The sequence below is a fragment of the Flavobacterium undicola genome (assembly GCF_009909155.2).
Taxonomy (GTDB): Bacteria; Bacteroidota; Bacteroidia; order Flavobacteriales; family Flavobacteriaceae; genus Flavobacterium; species Flavobacterium undicola.
Map to the genome: position 1 here is coordinate 1 of NZ_JAAAPM020000004.1, position 21,038 is coordinate 21,038.

Sequence of the window (21,038 nt, forward strand, 5' to 3'; positions counted from 1 at the left end):
AATAAGCTTTGCAAGCTTCATCATTTGGCAATTCTTTTATAAAGTTTAGTATGCTTTGTCCTTCAAATACTTCCATAACGACTGTTTTTAAAGACATAAAAATACAGAAACTAAATGACTAACTCAAAAAATTTAAATTGATTTAAGAAAGGTAAATTTCTTCAATAGCTTTTGGAGGTGTTGAATTTCTATATGACCTGATGTTGTTTATTGCTTTTACTACTTTATTAAATTCTTTAATATATCCTTGAACATCTAAAGTAGTTCTTACTTCAGGGGATGGTTCGTGAACAGTTCCTTCTCCAGAAATTTTATTATGAACTTCCATTAAGGAATTATAATCAGCTTCATCTATTTCTCTCATGTCTCTCCATTCTTTTATCAAGTCATTATTTTTGTAAACTTGTCTTTTGATGTCATTTAAAACAAATCTTTCAAAAAAGTCATTTATAGATGTTCTTAAATGTTTATCAACTTCATTAATATTTCCATTCAAAAGATTTTTTCGAATTATTTCAAATCTTTTTTCCCAATTAAGTGTAATAAATATTACCTCTCTATCTATATGTCCAGGTTGGAGAATACTATTAAGAGTATAGTAATTTGAACATTTGTGTAAACTATTTGTGGATTTATTAAGACCAATGCATTGATTGGTTTCAGTTTCATTATCGCATAATTCACATTTCCCTTTATCAATAGGAGAGCCTCCTAAAGACTGCTGTACTAGTCTATGATAAAATTCGAAATTGTGTGTAAAAACTATAACCTGATGTGTTTTACTTAATTCAATTATTTTTTCAACGACTTTATGTATATTAACTTGGTCAAGACTGGTAATTGGATCGTCAAATACTAGAATATTATTATCATCGTATTTTAATTCAGTCAGCCAATCGCAAAATGAGTAAACTTTTGCTTCTCCTTCACTTAAAATTGAGTTAATTGCAAAGTTCTCTCCACCACTTTTAATGTTGACATCTATTTTACTTTTACCATCAGGATTTGAAAATATCCTATTGATTTTGTCTCGTTTTGGAAGTTCGAAGAAATCTAAGTTTTGATTAAAAGTAACTAAGTAATCTGCTTGTATTAATCGTTTTTCGACATTTCCTTTTTCTCTGGATATTTTAGTTTTATAAGTTGAAAAGAATCCAGTTTGTGCTTTATACATTGAATGATTTACTAAATCGGCTAAAATCTTTTTTAGTAATTCTTTTTGGTTAAAACAAAACTCTAAATCTAAGAGTTCATTTAATTCTTTTAATGCCTTTGTTTTTGTTTGCTCAATATCTCCTAACGCTTTGTTGGCTAAATAAAGTTCTGTTTTTAGGTTGTTTTTATCTGATAATGCAATAATTGATAGTAGTTCAGTAAGTTCTATATTTATAGTAAAGTCAGTTGTGATATTTAAATCATCTAGTTCATTTTTTAAAGTAGATAAATCAGAGTTTTTCAAGACATTTTCGTGAACATCTTTGATATTGACAATTGTTTTAAGCAAAACGGAATAGATTTCACCAATATTTTTGTACTCAAAGTCAAAGAATTCAAAACTAATTCTATCTATTTTAGTTTTGAATAACTCAATTTCGTTTGATAATGCCTCGATTTCGGTATTAACTTCATTACCAACAATAGAATGAATTTCTTGAATAAGTTTTAGATTTTCTTCGGGTAAGACTTGATTACAATAAAAACATTTATCTATATCATTTGGATAATTTATATAATTAAAAGCAAGTGCTGTTTCAGTAATCTTTTTTATTAATTCAATAAACTTGTCGTTATTTTCATTGGGATTAAATACTAATTGATATTGTTCAAATTTTGAAAAATCTAAACTCTCTTTCAATAGTTTTAATCGAGTGATTTTTATTTTTATGGTTTCTATTTCATCCAGTAATATGTTTTTCGTTTGACAAAATGAAACGATTTTATCTAAACTAATGATTTTTGATTTTAGTAGTTCAATTTTTGTTGTAAAATCAATAACAGATGTTGTTGACTTTCTTTGAGCTGTTTCTTTTTTTTTCGTATGATTCACCGCTAATTCAAGAGAAATAAGCTCTCTTAATTTTGTAGTCAGTAATTCAGAATTATTTTGATTTATTGTAAAATATGTCTTAATTGAATTTGGCTCATTGGAAACTAAGCCATTCGAAATAGTGGTTAAATTGGAAGAATATGAAGTTAAGATACTGGCAATTTTAGCTGTTGTTTTTTCTTCTACTTTTATTACTCCGTCTCTTAAAATGTCAAAATATCCTAACCTATATCTATCAACACTCCATCCAGCTTCTTTTTTGGATAAGGAACTTTTTAAGACTTCACTATCACAGAATTTAATTTTTGAATTGTGTTGTGTACCAGCTATCCAATCTACAGTTTCAATGTCACCTGAATTAATATTTGTGCCTTTTTTTTGAAGTTTTAAATGCTCTCTTTTTTTAGTAAAATCAAACTTTGCTTTTGACTCAGCGCTACTACCGTTGTATATATTTCCTTTGATGTTCTGATTACTGTGAAAAGCATCTTTTAAAGCTTTATAATATGTTGATTTTCCACTACCATTTTTTCCGTAAATCAGAGTAAATAATGGACTGAAATCAATTTTTTTATTATCATATAATCCACCTATATTTTGATTTTCATAAATACTTAAGATCGTCTTTTCAACAATAGTGTTAGTAGAATCTGTAATTAATATTTCAATATTTTCTAATTCAATTTCTGAAAGTATTTTATCAAAAGCCGTTTGGATATCTTCAAGTTCAAGTTTACCATTTTGACAAACCTTGTTTTTAAGTTCAGTAATCCATTCTTTTTTATCAAAGGATAACTTAGATAGATCTTCAATTGCATTTGCCATTTTAATTAAGTTTTAAATTTTTTTATCCATAATACTAATTTCTCTCTCTTTAAATCACATCCCAATGACATCAATTTCTTTCATAATTCTATCTGTCTCCGATAAAGCCACAATTATCTTCTGATAATGCAAAATATCCTCATAACTTAATTCTCTTTCTTTGCGGTCTTTGAGCCACTTTTGAGCAGGTTGATAGCCGCCAATGTAAAAGTTCCATGCTACCTCAGGAACATTTTCGAAATATTGAGTATTGTTTATATAAACCCTTCCCATAGGTTCAGGTGTGTCGTTATGTGAAATGGTATCGTTTTCAACTACAAAATTGCGTTGCTCGTACTTGGGTCTTGTAACTATGTTGTCGCCATCCTCAGGATATTGCGTGATATACTTTTCTACGGTTGGACTTTCTAATAAATGGATTTGTCGCAATTCCCCGCCCAGTTTAACCAATTGCCAAAAGGTTTGTGCATCAGTTGGATACGGAACACGGGGAAAATCAATTTTTAAAAACTCTTTGTATTTTTCTCTATAAGTTGGGGAATGCAAAACCGCATAGATATAATCCAGTAAATCAATGGGAGTAAAACTTTGTTTGAACTCTGTTCGGACTTCATTACTATTAGCAAAACAAACATTGCTATCCGTTTCTTTTTCATTAGTAAAAGATAATCCCAAACCATCCGCAATTTGTTTTACAATTTCCGCATTCAGGTTGGGCGTTCTTTCGGTAGTTTCTAATAAGTTTTGTTGGTTGTTGGTTTCGGGGTAGAGGTAGAGCGGAAAAGTGAGTCCTGCTCCAAATTGCCCTGCAGTGCCTGTATAATTAATATCATTTAAACCTTTACAAATGAAAAAACCAAATAACCCTGTTATAGCTTGCCTAGGTAAGAGTAAAGATAAGTTCTCTTTCAACATATGTTTCATTACAGTAAATCTATGTCTCTGAACTTTTTTTAAATCATAATTTATTGACCTTAAATCAAACGGTCTATGATAATAAGGTTGATTATTGTCGATAAATTTTTCAAAGCTTACTAAGTTTGCATCATCATGGGTTTTTATTCCACTTGTATTTACTGTAAATAATTGATTGGTTTTGAATCCTGATTCATAATGTGTTGACAGTTCAAAATTTTTATTAATAAAAAAGAAATTAGGCTCTTTGTAGTTCAATTTATTCCATTTAAAAGATTTTAAAGAATTTTCATTTAAAAAATTATATTTGAATTCTCTTTTTCCTTGTAAGTCATAATGAAAAATTTCGCCTAATTCATTTTGCTTTTTCTTATCCGTTTTCACAAAAATATTTATCGAAACACCTTGCATAATATCGAATACATTTTGGTCAGGAGAGCCATCGGAACAAACTTCTTTTTTCTTGGCGTTTCCGTGTAAATCTAGAATATAAATTTTATCAAAACTTTCTAATAAATGTTTTCGCATTTGGCGGTGAATTATTCCATCAATAAAACTATTGTTAGAAATATAAGCTAAAACTCCGCTACCATTTTTATCAATAAAATGTTGCCCAAAACGAATGAATTTAATGTAATCGTCAGAAAGAGGTTGTATGTTTCGCTCTTTCATATCTTTTTTATAATCGGCTGTTAGTTTTTCAATCCAAGGACTTTTGTTAGTGCTACTAACGCTATATGGAGGATTTCCAATAACTACCATCACAGGCGCATCTCGCTTTATAGCATTTGCTTGGTCAGATTCGTCGGACAACCACGAACTAAAAAGAGTTTGAGTGTCAGGATGTGCTTCTTCTAAACTGTTGGTCAGGAAAATACGAAAACGTTGGTCATCAGTAGGTTTGTATCCTGTTTCAGTTAATAACATATCCATTTTAAGGTGTGCCATTGCATAAGATGCCATCAATAACTCAAATCCATTTAAGCGAGGAATTAAGTCTTTAGTAACATATTTACTCCAAATGCCTTGTTGTCCTTCAAATTTTTTATGAATGTGCTTTACTACTTCAGCTAAGAAAGTCCCTGTTCCTGTAGCTGGGTCTAGTATTTGTACTTTGTGTACTTCAACTTCTGTTTCAACTTCTTTTAGTTTAGAGCGTCTATCAGCAGTTGCTTGTGTAACTGCTTTTTTCTTGATTTTAATTTTGCTAGTATCAGCTAAACCTTGTGGTAAATCAAATTCAGTTTTTAGGATGTCATCAACAGCACGAACAATAAAATTTACTACAGGTTGTGGTGTGTACCACACGCCACGGGCTTTTCTTAAAGCAGGATTGTATTCTCCTAAGAAAGTTTCGTAAAAGTGAACCACAGGATCTTCCTGTTTAGTGCTTTTACCAAAATTCTTCATAATCTTTGCCACATCCGAAGCAAGGAAAATATTAACCAGTTCATCCACTATCCAGGTCAAACGGATGTCGAGATCAAAACCTGCAATATCATGAAATAATTTTCTAAGAAATGGATTTGATTTTGGAATCAACTCTGCTGCTTCCATTCGTGAGAATGTAGGTAAAGTTGGGTCGTGGTATCGAGCTGCAAACATTCCATAAGCAATGGTTTGAGAGTAAATGTCGGCAAAGGCTTTGTTGTCTATATCGTGAATCAACATTTGTTGAAACGAAAGCATCTGTGATTTTAACTGTGAACGTTGCTCTTGTTCATCATCATTATTCAAAGAATTTTCAATAACGCTAGCCATCAATTTTGCTTTTCCTGCCATCATTTGTGCCAATTTAGTCGGCGATTTGATGCTTTGCGATACAGTTAATGCGAAATTTTTAATCAGTTCAGTAAACTGTTCAAAATTTTCGGTTATTGGCATAATAGAACCATTTTCAATTTGAGCAATTGCAATTTTGGTGGTTAATTCTCCTTCTTTATAAAAATGAAAACCCATGTAATCGGTAAAAATCAAATTGGACAAACCTGATTTGTAGCGATCAAATTGTTCCTTTAATGTTTTACTGTTCAAATCAACGCCTATATCTTTTGCTTCAATATACCCAACGGGTATATCTTTACGTGTCAATACATAATCAGGCGCACCACAGGCTACTCGAGCGGGTTCATTAGTTACTAGAACATCAGGCAAAATTGCCATTATTAAGTTTTGTAAATCGCCACGATAGGAATGTTCTCGTGCATTTCCTGTTTGAAATAAAGTATTTAATTTAACAATGTACTGTTCAATAGTCATAATGCGTTTGTGTGATTAGCTGAGAATTCAAGTTAAAGAACTACAGCGGAAAGTATGTGTATTAATGTTGTAATTCTGATTGTTTATGATGCTAATTTATAGTTTATAAATGTAAGAAATTGTATTTAGGAATCAACAATTTGTTATAAACAATCAGGTTTTTTTCGGAAGAGATTTAGGAGATTGAACTTTGAATAAATTATTAAATTGTATTATTGATTTTTAAAGAAAGAATATTAGTGTTAATTTAGTAAAAACATTTCCCTTATGATTGAATTTAACGAAAATTACGAAGAGATTTTAATACACTCATCTTATTACAAAGTCCTTGTAAAGCATATTGAAGAATTGTATCCCTTAGTGTATCAAGGCTTGTGTTTGTATTCGTTTTTGGAACAATACGTAGAGCCTAAAATAGTTGAAGTTTTAAAATTAGAGTTTGAATACAGGAAGCAAAATTATCCTCTTAGCGGATGTACCGAATTAGCCTATAAAGACATTTGTGATTTAATCAATGATGAACTTGAGGAATATGAAAGAGAAGAATATTTGAAACAATTTGATTTAGATTTAAATCCTGTTATCGATACTGAGTGTATCTAGATTTAAGCTTGATTTAAAAGTAAAAGAGGCTTTCTTTTTGAGAGAGCCTCTTTATGCATTGGAAGGATTTTAAAGATTAATTTTTATCAATGATTTTCTTTGATTTCCTGATGCCACTTTTTATAAAATTTTAAGCTTTTGGGATTCTGCTGAAAAAAGGTACTTAAATCCGAAATCTTACTTTGGAGTTCGAAATTTTTGTTTTGCAGCTCTATCAACTCACTTGATTTGATGCTTTTTTTGATGGCTACGTAAATTGAAATTCCTGTAGTAACAAAGAAACAAAAGTTTAAAATCAATAGATAATGGAAGCTTCGGCTATTAAATTTTTGCAATGGTTTCTGAAAGTTTTTACAACTTTCGTCGATTAGCTGTATGTGTTTTTGAGATTGTAAATTTATTTTTTCAAAATACTGCTCCTGATTAATTATTATATCAGTTAAATCAGGTTTGATATTAATACTGCCTATCTTTTTTTCAAAGTTTTGTTGTACTTGAGTGTTTTTTTTAAGATTAGAATTTAAAGTGGCAGTAGCTTGAATATATAATTCTATCCACTCATCTAATGTAAGTTGTTTTTTTTCCATGATCTTATCTTTTAAAATTCTTTTTCTTTTTTCGTTTTTTTAAATTTTCATAATCATCATTGCTTACTGGAATAGTTGATACCGATGAGTTGGAAAATATGGAATCATTATCAGTATTACTTGAAATAGCCTGGGTCTCATTATGACTGAATTTATGTTCATTTCTATTTAAGAATAGTTCATTTAATTTGAGGTTACGATCCACTTCGCTTGCCTTCAAATTTGTTCCGGTAGAAAAATCTAAAAATCTGAATCCTTGTATTTGCCCTTGTTTGTTAATTGTTGGGATTAATTCTATTGATTTTGTGAGTAAAAGTCTTTTGTAGTCGTTTAAGGTTCTAGGGTTTTGTTTTAATACATCTAAATGGGCTGTTTTAATACGTTGTTTTATGTCTTTATTTAATACGGCATTCTTGGATTCGTTTTTATGTTTTAATTCTCGTGCAGACGTTATTCCGTTTTTAAGAGCAACCCGATGTGCTGCATGTTGTGCTCTTTTTCCAATAAAGTTATCTTGGATTAGTTTGCCGTTTTCTTGAACCCGATTTAATAGCACATGGATGTGTTTATGTTCTTTTTCATTGTGAACAAAAGCTATGTATTGTTGTCTATTCGGGTCAAGATCTAATTCAGTTAGAAAATCTTTAGTAATTGCTACTAACTCTGTATCAGATAGTTTTTTGCCATCATCTACTGTTGGTGAAAGTACAATTGAAATAGTGTTGTTACTACATTTTAAATTCTGTTTCTGAATGATGTTCATGTTTTCATATAACTCTTTTGGTGTAGAACCACTTATGCCGTTTCGGGTTAACTCATATCCCTTTTTATCGTTTATTACGTAATTAAACAATGCTGTCCCTCCTGGACAAGCTGAAGCTTTTCCAATCATATTATTTTAGTTTGTTTAAATGGGTTTGTATTAATTTTGTGGTTTCAACACATGCTTCTTTTACACCTGTTGTGTCTCCTAGTTTGAATAAGTTTCCAATTCTTCTAAAGTAATCGGCATATTGATTCAAGTGTTTGTAAACTAATATTTCGTCTTCTGTAAGTTTATAGGAGAGTTGATATCCCATTGCTGTGTTTCGTAGGAATTCAGAAATGGTGTTTCCGCTTTTTAATGCTTTATTTTGAATTATGAGGTACTCAGTATGAGTTACTCGGAATTCTATTTTCTTTATTCTTTTCATCGTTCTGTTTTTTTTCTTTTGCGACCATCGGGAGTAAAAGCGAGTAGTTATTGTCAGGACAGTCTTGGTGGACGTCCTGACAATGACACATCTCGATCAATTTAATCAATTTAATCAATTTATCTTCATTCGATTGAGTCTGGTTTTAGTAAATAATTAAGTAATATGATTTGAAATCATTTCAGATTACAAGTAAATAAGCTTGGGTTTTATTTCCCTTTTGTTATTTGTCAGTGTTGAACAAAAGGGAAGCAAAAAGAGATTTCAAAAATCAGTCAATAATTAAAATTGGGTTTAGTTTAGTTTATTATATATATACATGGACTAAACTAAACCAGTTTTTAGTAATGGAAGTTTGGGTTGTATTTATATGTAGTTCCTTCCTTGATAATCATTCTTTTGTTTTCGAGAAACGTTTTTAAATCCTTTGCTTTGTTTTCACCAAATACATATCCTATAGAAGCATATTTCTCACGAAGACCGTTTATCAGTTCTTTATATTTTAAAGTTTTTAATTCTAAAAACAATGATTCTAAAGCTTCTTTGTGTTTTTCTTGTGAAACTTCTAGATAGTCGAAACTTTTTCTGTCTGATTTTGTTGGACGATAATTTTCTACTAATACAGGTAGGCTGGTTTCGTCTATTGTAAAAGCAAAAGGTTCAAATTCTATATCGCGAATATTTGAAGCGGAAACATAGCTGGTATTGGTATCGTGTTCGTCCTTTGTTATCTTAAGAATAGTTTCTGCTTTGTTGTTAAGTTCTGTTCCTAAATGTCCTCTGGTATTGTCCTCGGTTTTGTTTAGATGTAGTACGGTGTGTATATGTAGTTTGTACTCATCAGTCCATTGCATAAATTTCGTTATTAAATTAGTTGCTTCACTTGGACTGTTAATGTCATAAGCTAAATCTCTAACGCCATCAATTACAACTAAACCTAATCCTTCAGTATTTCTAATTGCTTCTTCTATAATCGCAATTCTGGTTTCAGGAGTAAATCTTCTGAGAGAAAGAAATTCTAAATTTTCAGGATGAATTTTGTTTGATATTTCGGCTAATTCTACGATTCTATTGAGTACTAGCTGGCAATGAAATGGACTTTGTTCAGTATCTATATAAAGTATTTTGCTTTTGCCTTCTGGAAAAGAGGATTTATAATTTAGCACTAAATCATTAATTAAGGCTGAGGCTACAATTGCTGTGATATTAAAAGTTTTTTTACTTTTTGCTTTTCCAGTTGAAGCACTAAAGTTTCCTAAAGTTCCAATTATAGAATCGTTAATTTTTAGAATAACTGGAGGGTATTCGAAATCATCAGTTATTCTCAGTCTTGAAGAATGCCAAAGTTGAGTTACATTGGAATCCATTTTATTGTTTTTTTCCATGCCTTTACTTTTTGTCTTTAATTTTTCTACCAGCTAATTCAAGAGCAAGTTCAGCATCAACAATTATTTTACGGCCAATTTGAGTTATTGCTTTGTCAATTCTTTTGCTCTTTTTTATGCGATTTGCAGTTGGGATACTACAATTGAAAAGCTTTGCTATACCCAACATACCATAGACATATTTTTTAGGTTTGTCTATCGTTTCAAAAGGTTGCTTATTATTTTGTTGGGGATTATTCTGAAGAAATAAAAACTCTTCTCCAGTCATTTGCCAAAGCGGCTTTTGTTTTAAATCTGTGATTTCCATTTTCTAAAATGTTATGTGAAACAATAGCCTTGTACTTCGGCTTGTTATGTTCGAACATGACAAATTTAGAGATGGGTGATGGTGTAGTGTATGTGGAGGTTGATAAATAAAGTTGTTTAAAATGAGGTAGTTAGGATTTATTTTATGTGGAAAATGTGGAGTTTGTGTGGTCTTGATACTTTGTTATACTCTATTTGAAGATTTTATTAATTTGTTCAGTATATTCAATGTTAATTTTGTTTGTATCAGAGGAACAATATTTTGATTTTGAGTCATAGTTTCCCTTTTTGATTTCTAAATCGTGTAAGGTTCGTTTAAGCCAATGCTTTCTTTTGTTTTTATCGCAAATATTGTAAAGTTTATAGATCAAATAATAAACTCTTATTATTTCATCTTTTTTTATTTTCAAAGGTTTTGAATTTGAGTAAAGATTTATACTGAATATGAAATCTAATTCGGTTACATACTCAAATTGTTCATTATTGCAAACCTTATAGATTTTTGAAATTAGTTCTGTTTCAAAATAAGTTGTTTCGTCGTTGTTGATTGGTTTAATTGATCTTTTTTCTTTAACAGGAAAGTAATACTCTAGTGAATCAAGAAAGGCATTGCTTAGCTTATTGTTGATACCAAAAGTATTAGTATGGTATTTATATGTTTCTTTTTCCAGTTCTCGCTTTAAGTCTAACAGTCTGTAATGTTTGTTTTTTTCTTTTTCCCATATTTCCCGAAAATGATTGTATGTTGATTGATAATTCTTTTTATCTTCTTCATTAGCTTCTCGTAAAGCTTTTTCTGTCTTTAAATGTCTTTCATATGCCTCTTTATGAGTTGTTGCTTGGAAAGCAATATTTTGGTTATTCCTGTTGTAATACTCTTTACAAACTTCATATAGATCTATATTGTCAAAAAAAGACTTGTTTTCTTTATAAAGAGAATTGTTTTTATTTATTTCTTGATTAATCTTTCCTATTAATAACTCACGGTCTTCTTTTTGTGAATCGTTTATTAGTTCAATAATTATTGACTCAAATGATTGTATTTCGCAAAATCGTTCGTAAAAATCAAAAACAGCACGTTGTTCTTCATAGATTAGTTCTTGACGATATAATACATCCTCGTATATTTTGTTTAATTTTCTATAGCTTGGAATCAGATCTGTTACTTTATACATGATATTTTTAAGTTTTATAGCTGATTAAATTTAGTCATTGCGTCAGCTTTAATAGAATCGGCAATACCGATATAGGGTTTCATGGAGGCATAATCGCTATGTCCTGTCCATTTCATTACAACTTGCGCTGGAATCCCTAAGGCTAATGCGTTGCATACGAATGTTCTACGTCCTGCGTGTGTTCCTATTAATGAGTATTTTGGACTGTTAACTTCAATACGTTTGTTCCCTTTATAATGTATTTGATTAATTGATTCATTAATTTCTGCAAGTTCCGCGAGTTCTTTCAAATAATCATTCATGTTTTGATTACTAATTACTGGTAAAGCTTTGTTGTCCTCAAAGTTGATATTCTTGTACTTTTTAAGGATTGATTCACTATGTTTGTTTAATTCTACAATTAAGCGTTCACCAGTTTTTTTTGTTGTAAAATCTAAATGATCTTTTTTAACATTATTTCTTTTTAGGTTGTATATATCGGAGTGTCTAAGTCCTGTGTAACAGCTAAATAAGAAAACATCTCGTACCCTTTCAAGATATTGTTTTTTGTCTGGGATTTTACAATTAGTTAGTTTAGTCAATTCTTCCCAAGTTAAAAAGATTACTGTTTTGGGAGCGTTTTTCAATTTAGGTTTAAAAAAATCATAAGCTTTGTTTTTATTATAACCTTTTTTATCTGCCCATCTGAGAAACCATTTTAAAAAGCCCACTTGTTTTTCAATAGTTGAATTTCGCATGTCTTTTTCATCACGTAGAAAAATAATATAATCATTTAAACCTTTTTCGTCAAAATATTCAAAATTAAGGTTTGTCTTGAAGGAGTTTAAATGTCTTTTCATTGTTGTGAATTTCTGAAAAGTAGCATCAGTCCAGTTGTTTTGCCTCCCCGTTTCTTTAGTGAATTCATCAATCGAATCCATGAAATTTATTTTATTAGAATTAAATCCATTGGAATCATCAGATGTTATTGCGTTTTTGAATTCTTCTTTTAATTCTTTTGGAGTAGGGATAGTGTTTCTTGTTTCAAAAGTTTTAAAGATATTTTGTAGGTAGGTATAGTATTCCGAAAGACGAGTATTAATATCAGAAGAACTTTGTTTTAGTTTATTTGTACAGCCATTTTTTATGCGCTCTTTTTCATTATCCCATTTCGATGCGTCTATTCGAAAGCCAGTTGAAAAGTCAATACGATTATTTGCATAAATCACTCGCATACGTATTGGAACATTTTCTGTTATTAGAACGCCCTCTTTTTTTCTATTTTCTAGTGCAAAAATGATGTTTCTCTTAATGTTGCTCATAATTGGTTGTGATAATATTTACACCCAAATTTACACCCAGTTTTTGTGATATGCAATAATATTTTATGATATTTTATTTTATGCAAATTTCTTTATACTCTATATTTATTAGTATTTTGAGTCTTTTTGAAGTTTTAAGATATTATAGATTCGAATCCCTTTCTCTCTGCAAGAAAGCGCAACATTTGAATTAAATGTTGCGCTTTTTTTATTGAGTTTTTTACAAAGAACTCCTCACGATAAGACTGCTTTTATTTTCAATTTGTTCTTTTCTTTGGTTCAGAATCAACTCGGCTAGAATGCGTCCCATTTCTTTGAAATCGGTGGAGATGGTTGTGATCCCATCGGTTACTACTTTTTTAAGTGGGGTGTCGTTGTAAGAGATGATGCCTAAATCCTGTCCTATAATGAGTTTTTGTTTTTTAGATTGTTCGATAACATTTACCAAATGACGATCATCGGGAATGATATATAAATCTCCTGTTTGGATTTCGTTATTTTCAAAATTAGAGATGATGTCATAATGCAATTGATGTTTCTTGCAAAAAATGATAAAACCTTCTCTCATCCCTATGGGTTGTTTATAGCTGGAGAAAATTAAAATTAGTTTTTTATATTTTTCAATTTTACTTTTTCCAGATTCTAGGGCATTAAAGGTGTCTTTTGTGTGATTCTGATGTACTGAAGGATAATTTTTTAATTCAGCATTGGTTTGGTCCAGAATAAATACATCTTCTTCGGGTAAGGTTTTGATTATTGATGCAGCATTAACCAAATTGGTGGGCATGATAATATATTTGGAATAATTTCCATTATTGTCATGGATAAGTTTTTTAAAAACTTCGGGATTGAAATAATGGAAGAAGATGTCTATTTGTGCATTTCGATTGATGGTTTCCATAAACGAATTGTAAAGGTCTTCTTTAAAGGCATTTAATTCGTCGAATAATAAGAAAATGCGTTGTTCAAAACTGAAATCTTCACTTTTTACATAATAGCCTTTCCCTAAAATGGCATAGATAATTCCTCTTTTCTTGAGCTCATCATAGGCTAATAAAACCGTGTCTCTTGAAATTCCAAATTCAAGTGATACTTTATTAACCGAAGGTAGTTTGTCTCCTCTTTTTAAGCGTTTTTCGGCTATAGATATTTCTATAGACAATATTATTTGCTTGTATTTTGGGAGGTTCTGCCTTTTATTGATGGATATTATTTTCATGCTACAAAATATAAGGCGATAAATATATGCAAAATAACTGGTATATAGTGGTATGGTTTTGTGAATGAGTTTGTAAGAACAAGCTGTTAGTTTGGGGACTGCTAATTTGTTTATTATTCTATCTGAGATTTTTTACATAATAGTCTATATCTGGTAGAGAAATTCAAAAACTGGTTGGTGCTGGTTTGTAATTGTAATTGTTGTAGTTACATTTGTTAGTTATTCGATAAAAATAATATTGAAAAAAAACTGATTTGCTATTTTATTCTAAATTCTATTGAGTCGAAGTAAAGATTTTTAATAGAAAAAGTGGCAACTTTATAAAAAATAGCATGAATAGAAATTTAAGAATGTATTCAAATAAAATAGCTGTCGTTGTTAAGAGTTTGTCTTTAATGATGACTTTTTTTTCTTCTGTAGTCAATGCTCAGTTAAAAACCAGGGAAAGTGAAATTGGTTTAGGATGGAGCAACAATTCAGTCAATACTGTTATTTTTAGAAATAGCGCCCTCACTACTTTTAAGAATGTACAATATACGGCCTATTACAATCCAGAAGGGCAGCTAGTTTTAGCGAAACGCAAGTTGAATGCTAGAAAATGGGATGTAGTAATTACACCTTATAATGGTAATGTAAAAGACGCTCATAATGATATTAGCATTGCGATAGATGCTGCGGGTTATCTTCATGTGAGTTGGGATCATCATGATACCCGTTTGCGATATGCCAGAAGTAAAGTAGCTTTTAGTTTAGAACTGGGAGACGAACAAGCCATGACTGGCAAAGATGAGGCTAAAGTAACCTATCCGGAATTTCATAATTTGCCTAATGGGGAGCTGTTGTTTTGTTACCGTTCCGGAGCTTCAGGACGAGGGAATATGATTATGAAATCCTATGATGTGAAAACCCAGAAATGGACTTCATTACAAAATAATTTAATTGATGGCGAAAATCAACGAAGTGCCTATTGGCAAATTTGCGTAGGCAAAAAAGGAATTTATATTTCCTGGGTTTGGAGAGAAAGCTGGGATGTGTCAACCAATCATGATATTTGTTATGCTTTTTCTGCCGATGGAGGGAAAACCTGGGAGAAATCTACAGGAGAAAAATACAATTTACCGATTACGAAAGCTACAGCTGAACATGCTTGGGAAGTGCCACAAAATAGTAGTTTAATCAATCAAACAGCGATGACTGTTGATGATTCAGGAAACCCATATATTACAACTTATTGGAATAATGATGGTGTGCCACAATACAAAGTGGTTTATTTATTAAATGGAAAATGGAATTTACTCAATACTAATTTTCATCATAATTCATTTACTTTAGGAGGTGGCGGAACCAAAAGAATTCCGATTTCGCGCCCCGAAATTTTAGTAAACAAATCCATGTTGTACCTGCTTTTTAGAGATGAAGAAAGAGACAACAAAATAACATTGGGGTATACTAATTTGGATAAAAAACAATGGGAGTTGAAAGATGTTAGCCGTTTTACGGTAGGTCAATGGGAACCTAATTTGGATAAGGAACTTTGGGCAGAAAAAAAGCAGTTACACATATTTTCTCAAAATGTAAGTCAGGCCGATGGAGAAGGATTAGCAAAGGTAGCGCCTCAGCCTGTGAAAATTTTAGAACTAAAAAAGTTACCTTTATTGCAAGCTAAATAACTAAAAACACGTACACTAAAAACCACTAAAATAGATTGAGAATGAGAAGAAAATTAATTTTTGCGCTTTTGCTAGCCGTACAAGTCATCACGGCACAGCAACAACAAAATGAATGGGAGAATCCTAACATCGTAGAAAGGAACAAAGAAGCAGGGAGAGTTTCATTTGTTTTATATCAAAACGAGACTGTAGCGACTACTAATAAACCGGAAACTTCGGCTTATTATCAAAGTTTAAATGGCGATTGGAAATTTAACATCGTTAAAAAACCAGCCGATCGCCCTCAGGATTTTTATAAAGTGGATTTGGATGATAAAAAATGGTCTACTATTGCTGTACCATCCAACTGGGAAATGCAAGGATTTGATATTCCAATTTATACTAATATTACGTATCCTTTTCCACGAAATCCCCCTTTTATAGGAGGCGATTACAACCCAGTAGGGAGCTATAGAAAAACATTTACCGTGCCCGAAAATTGGAATGGAAAAGAAGTATTGCTTCACTTTGGATCTATTTCAGGTTATGCTCGTGTTTTCCTGAACGGAAAAGAAATAGGGATGACCAAAGCGTCAAAAACAGCAGCCGAATTTGATGTGACTTCGTTTTTACAAAAAGGAGAAAATGTATTGGCAGTGCAAGTTTTTCGTTGGCATGATGGAAGTTATTTAGAAGACCAGGATTACTGGAGATTGAGTGGTCTTGAAAGAGATGTGTATTTGCAAGCTACGCCTAAATTAACCGTTTGGGATTATTTTGTAAATGCCGATTTGGATGAAAATTATACCAATGGACTTTTTAAAACCACGGTTCAATTAAGAGCTTTTCAACTAAACAAAATTAAAAATGCCAATCTAACTTTAAGCTTGTTAGATGCTCAAGGCAAAAAAATATACAGCGAAACTAAAAAAGTAACCAATGCAACGAAGGAAGTTACTTTTAATTCAGTTGTTAATAATGTAAATAAATGGAGTTCAGAAACGCCTTATTTGTATCGTTATGTTCTAAAATTAGAAAGTGCTAATCCTGCTGAGAATTCGGTTGTTTATGGAAAAGCGGGTTTTAGAAAAGTCGAAATTAAAAATGCCCAACTTTTAGTAAATGGTAAGGCAATATTGGTGCGCGGTGTGAATACTCAAGATCATCACGAAACAAAAGGACGTACTCCTGATCGCCCAACAATGCGTAGGGATTTAGAATTGATGAAACAAAATAACATCAATGCCATTAGAATGAGTCATTATCCACACGATCCTTATTTGTATGAACTATGTGACGAATATGGAATGTATGTGGTAGATGAGGCTAATATAGAAAGCCATGGAATGGGAGTTGACGGACAAAATATTTCGGTTGAGTCTAAACATCCTTCTTATGTGCCAATGTGGTTTCCAGCACATTTGGATCGAATTGCTCGAATGTTAGAAACCGATAAAAATCATCCTTCGATTATTATCTGGTCTATGGGGAATGAATGTGGAAATGGACCTGTTTTTCATGAAGCCTATAAATGGTTGAAAAATAGAGATGCGTCTCGTCCTGTCCATTTTGAACAAGCCAAAGAAAATGCGAATACCGATATTGTGGCACCAATGTATCCAAGTATAAAATATATGAAAGAATATGCTGCTGCAACCGATAAGACAAGACCTTTTATCATGTGTGAGTATTCACATGCTATGGGAAATAGTAATGGTAATTTTCAGGAATATTTTGACATTATCAATAGTAGTCCGCACATGCAAGGTGGTTTTATTTGGGATTGGGTAGATCAGGGAATTAAAACCAAAGACAAAAACGGAAACTTTTTCTATGCTTACGGAGGTGATTTAGGAGGGAAAGACCTTCATAATGACGAAAATTTCTGTGATAACGGATTAATTAACGCGGGTAGAATTCCTCATCCAGGATTGGCTGAAGTTAAAAAAGTGTATCAGGATATTTTGTTTAGTCTAAAGGGAGAAAACCAATTGACGATTAAAAATATATTTCAGTATACCAATTTAAAACAATACCAATTCAAATTTGAATTAATTAAAAATGGTCAGTTAGTTCAGGAAAATACATTCAATGTCGATTGTGAACCTCAAGAAAGTGTAACTATCGATTTACCTCTTGAAGCTTTAAATGCAAAAGGAGAATATTTTCTGAATGTTTATGCCTATACTAAAACAGCGACCGATTTAGTTCCGGTAAACCACGAAGTGGCCAGAGAACAATTTGCTATTGGAAAAGGGAATTTCTTTGCTGAAAAAACAGTCGAAATTTCGAAAAAGGCAGCATTGAAAATCAAGAAAAAAGGCAGCATTTTATCATTCGAAACCAACACAATTGCTGGAACTTTTGACTTGGCTAAAGGAGAAATTAAAAGCTATAATTTTAAAAACGCAAGTACTGAGGTTATAACTAATTTTCCAACACCTTATTTCTGGAGAGCCCCAACGGACAATGATTTTGGAAGCAAAATGCAAATAAAATTAGCCGTTTGGAGAGAAGCACATTTAAATCCTGAAGTTAAATCGGTTACCGTAGGGAAACAAACGGATTTAGGTTTGCCAATTGCCGTTGAATATGCTTTGGCTGAAGCCAAAATACCTTATGTTGTAAATTATCTTATTCAAAATAATGGCGAAATCAAAGTAACAGCAAGTATTGATATTACCGATAAAAAAATGCCAGAAATGCCGCGTTTTGGAATGCGTTTGCAACTTCCGGGAGCTTATGAAAATTTGAGTTACTACGGTCGTGGGCCATTAGAAAATTATTCTGATAGAAAAACAGCTTCATTTTTGGGGACTTATCAGGACAAGGTGGCAAACCAATTTATTTGGGAATACATTCGTCCACAGGAATGTGGCTATAAAACCGATACGCGTTGGTTTAGCTTACAAAACAGCAATGGGTTAGGATTGAAAATTACAGGAGAGCAGACTTTAGGTTTCAGTACGCTAAATGTTTCAACAGAATCTATAGATCCGGGAACTACTAAGAATCAACGTCACACCACTGATGTGAAACCACAAGATATTGTTTTTGTTAGTGTAGATTTAGCTCAACGTGGTGTGGGTGGAGATAACAGTTGGGGTGCTCTTCCGCATGCCGAATATTTGCTTAGCACTCCAAAATACAGCTACAGTTATACCTTGAGTTTGATGGCTCCAAATAATTAATAAAAAATATGAAATCGCCATGATTCAATTATCATAAATATGAATGAAGAATGGCGATACCATATTCCTTTAAAAAACAAATATTATCTCCATATGAAACGAATACAATCTGCATTTTTAACGATTTCGATAAGTCTGGTTTTAGTCTTGTTCTCTTCTTGTAGCGTGACTAAAAAAGTAGCAGAGAATAATAGTGCTTACTTATTTGTGTATTTCACTGGGAATGCAAAAGCAGAAGAAGCCATCCGTTTTGGATTAAGCAAAGATGGCTATAATTATTACGCTTTAAATGATAACAAACCCGTTATTGCTTCTGAAACCATAAGTACAACAGGAGGTGTTCGTGATCCTCATATTTTAAGAGCTGCCGATGGCAAGACTTTTTATATGACCGTTACCGATTTGCAAACTGCCAATGGCTGGGATAACCAAGCCATGATACTTTTAAAATCGACTGATTTGGTGAATTGGACTTCTTCGAAAGTAGATATTTCAAAAGTGTTTTCTGGTTTTAAAGATGTAACTCGTGTGTGGGCACCACAAACTATTTATGATGCTAAGGCTAAGAAATACATGGTGTACTTCTCGATGTTACAGCCAGAAGGGAAAGATATTATTTATTATTCGTATGCCAATAAAGATTTTACAGCCTTGGAAACAGTTCCAAAACAGCTGTTTTTTAGTCCAACAAAAGGTTCTTGTATCGATGCTGATATTATAGAAAAAGACGGAAAATTTCATTTGTTCTTAAAAACGGAAGACACTGCCGATAAAGGAATTAAAGTAGCTATTTCGGACAAGTTGACTTCAGGATATGTGTTGAAAGAAGAGTATGTTGATCAAACTAATGAATCAGTTGAAGGTTCAGGTGTTTTCAAATTAAACAATTCGGATACTTATATTTTGATGTATGATATGTACAGAAAAGGAAAGTATCAATTTACTTCTTCGACTGATTTGAAAAACTTTAAGGTAATTGACCAAAATGTTTCGATGAATTTCCATCCAAGACATGGTACGGTTTTACCAATTACAAAATCGGAAGCACAAGCATTAATCAATAAATTCGGTTGGTTTCCAAACAGTGAAATTGTAGGGGCTCAATCAACAGCAATTAAGCAAAACAACGTTATTGTTGATGTTCAAAATAAAAAGATGTTGCTTCCCGTAAAGAATGGAACCGACTTAAAACATTTCGATCCAGAATTCAAAGTAAATCAAGAAGCAACAGTAAGTCCTACAGGAGCTCAGGATTTTTCAAATCAAGCGGTAAAGTATGATTTTGAGATGGGCGATTTAGGAAAAACGGCCTTTGATGTAGAAGCAGTAGTTAGAAATAATCCTTCATTAACAGGTTATTATGCCGATCCTGAAATTTTGTATTCGAATAAGGACAATCGTTTTCATTTGTATCCTACCAGCGATGGTTTTGATGACTGGAGTGGCGATTATTTCAAGAGTTTTTCATCAACTAATTTAGTGGATTGGGTTGATGATGGTGTGTTATTAGATTTGAAAAAAGATGTGTCCTGGACTGATGTAAAAGCTTGGGCTCCTACAGCTGCTGAGAAAAAAATAAATGGTCAATACCGTTATTTCTTTTATTATACTGGCGATGCCAAAATAGGTGTGGCGGTAAGTGATAATCCTCAAGGACCATTTACTGATATTGGAAAACCATTAGTGGCAACAAAACCTAACGGAATTACAAGAGGACAAATTATTGATCCGGATGCATTCACTGATCCAGTTTCCGGAAAAAGTTATTTGTATTATGGAAACGGATTTATGGTGGGAGTCGAATTGAATGACGACATGATTTCGGTGAATGAAAAAACACTTACGGTGTTAAATCCTGATAAAACTTTTAGAGAAGGAACTGAGGTTTTCTATAGAAAAGGGAAATATTATTTTTTATGGTCAGAAGATGATACGCGAAGCGAGAATTACAGAGTGCGTTATGCTACAACAACTTCTCCGTTGGGATCATTAAGTATTCCTAAAGATAATTTGATATTGGCTAAAGATTCTTCTCAGGGAATCTACGGAACAGGTCATAACTCGGTAATTCAAATTCCGGGTACTGACGAATGGTATATTGTGTACCACCGTTTTACCATTCCTAAAGGAATAACGATGGGACGTGCGGCAGGATTCAATAGAGAGGTTTGTATCGACCGACTTTATTTTGACGAAGAAGGAAATATCATTGCTGTTAAACCTACATTAGATGGAATTCAGCCTGTTAAGAAATAATGGATAAGACACGAATTACACGAAATAACACAAATTAGGATGTTGTAACATTGCACGAATCTGCCAAAGGTAGATAAATTGGTGTAATTTTTAGAATCACTAAAATTGGTGTAAATTAGTGTAATTT

The 21,038-nt window shown here is 32.0% G+C and carries 13 protein-coding genes and 1 pseudogene; 4 read left to right on the top strand and 10 right to left on the bottom strand.

The window, feature by feature from the left end; genetic code table 11:
- Positions 1–142: 142 nt before the first annotated feature.
- Both GTZ96_RS03330 and GTZ96_RS03335 read right to left on the bottom strand, forming a co-directional pair.
- A pseudogene (locus tag GTZ96_RS03330) lies at positions 143–2,665 on the bottom strand (AAA family ATPase); the annotation flags it as partial.
- Positions 2,666–2,926: 261 nt separating this feature from the next.
- A complete protein-coding gene (locus GTZ96_RS03335; protein ID WP_161641179.1) occupies positions 2,927–6,046 on the bottom strand; it encodes a type ISP restriction/modification enzyme in 3,120 nt (1,039 codons plus the stop codon).
- A gap of 267 nt (positions 6,047–6,313) precedes the next feature.
- Between GTZ96_RS03335 and GTZ96_RS03340 the strand changes: the two genes are divergently transcribed.
- Complete coding sequence (locus GTZ96_RS03340) at positions 6,314–6,649, top strand: hypothetical protein (protein WP_161641180.1); 336 nt, start codon at positions 6,314–6,316, stop codon at positions 6,647–6,649.
- Positions 6,650–6,735: 86 nt separating this feature from the next.
- Here GTZ96_RS03340 and GTZ96_RS03345 read toward each other — a convergent pair whose 3' ends face one another.
- From GTZ96_RS03345 to GTZ96_RS03380, 8 genes are all read right to left on the bottom strand, one after another.
- Entirely contained in the window at positions 6,736–7,236 is a 501-nt protein-coding gene (locus tag GTZ96_RS03345) for a hypothetical protein (protein ID WP_161641181.1), read from the bottom strand.
- Positions 7,237–7,240: 4 nt separating this feature from the next.
- Positions 7,241–8,128 (bottom strand): relaxase/mobilization nuclease domain-containing protein, encoded by an 888-nt coding sequence (locus GTZ96_RS03350; RefSeq protein ID WP_161641182.1) that lies wholly within the window; start codon positions 8,126–8,128, stop codon positions 7,241–7,243.
- Between the two features lies 1 nt (position 8,129).
- The gene (locus GTZ96_RS03355; protein WP_161641183.1) at positions 8,130–8,429 is read right to left on the bottom strand and encodes a plasmid mobilization protein; all 300 of its coding nucleotides are present in this window, start codon (positions 8,427–8,429) and stop codon (positions 8,130–8,132) included.
- A gap of 341 nt (positions 8,430–8,770) precedes the next feature.
- On the bottom strand, positions 8,771–9,814 hold the full coding sequence (locus GTZ96_RS03360; RefSeq protein ID WP_161641184.1) for an AAA family ATPase: 1,044 nt from the start codon (positions 9,812–9,814) through the stop codon (positions 8,771–8,773).
- A gap of 4 nt (positions 9,815–9,818) precedes the next feature.
- Positions 9,819–10,121, bottom strand: coding sequence for a DUF3853 family protein (locus tag GTZ96_RS03365; protein ID WP_161641185.1), 303 nt, complete (start codon positions 10,119–10,121; stop codon positions 9,819–9,821).
- A gap of 190 nt (positions 10,122–10,311) precedes the next feature.
- The gene (locus GTZ96_RS03370; RefSeq protein WP_161641186.1) at positions 10,312–11,295 is read right to left on the bottom strand and encodes a type 1 periplasmic-binding domain-containing protein; all 984 of its coding nucleotides are present in this window, start codon (positions 11,293–11,295) and stop codon (positions 10,312–10,314) included.
- Positions 11,296–11,309: 14 nt separating this feature from the next.
- Positions 11,310–12,596 (bottom strand): site-specific integrase, encoded by a 1,287-nt coding sequence (locus GTZ96_RS03375; RefSeq protein WP_161641187.1) that lies wholly within the window; start codon positions 12,594–12,596, stop codon positions 11,310–11,312.
- A gap of 220 nt (positions 12,597–12,816) precedes the next feature.
- Positions 12,817–13,815, bottom strand: coding sequence for a GntR family transcriptional regulator (locus tag GTZ96_RS03380; protein WP_161641188.1), 999 nt, complete (start codon positions 13,813–13,815; stop codon positions 12,817–12,819).
- Between the two features lie 332 nt (positions 13,816–14,147).
- On the opposite strand from GTZ96_RS03380, the gene GTZ96_RS03385 reads away from it, so the two are divergent.
- The 3 genes from GTZ96_RS03385 to GTZ96_RS03395 all read left to right on the top strand — a co-directional run bounded on the left by GTZ96_RS03385 (position 14,148) and on the right by GTZ96_RS03395 (position 20,911).
- The gene (locus GTZ96_RS03385) at positions 14,148–15,485 is read left to right on the top strand and encodes a BNR repeat-containing protein (protein ID WP_161641189.1); all 1,338 of its coding nucleotides are present in this window, start codon (positions 14,148–14,150) and stop codon (positions 15,483–15,485) included.
- A gap of 41 nt (positions 15,486–15,526) precedes the next feature.
- Complete coding sequence (locus tag GTZ96_RS03390; RefSeq protein ID WP_161641190.1) at positions 15,527–18,655, top strand: glycoside hydrolase family 2 TIM barrel-domain containing protein; 3,129 nt, start codon at positions 15,527–15,529, stop codon at positions 18,653–18,655.
- 93 nt (positions 18,656–18,748) lie between these two features.
- The gene (locus GTZ96_RS03395; protein ID WP_161641365.1) at positions 18,749–20,911 is read left to right on the top strand and encodes a family 43 glycosylhydrolase; all 2,163 of its coding nucleotides are present in this window, start codon (positions 18,749–18,751) and stop codon (positions 20,909–20,911) included.
- The last annotated feature ends 127 nt before the right edge of the window (positions 20,912–21,038 follow it).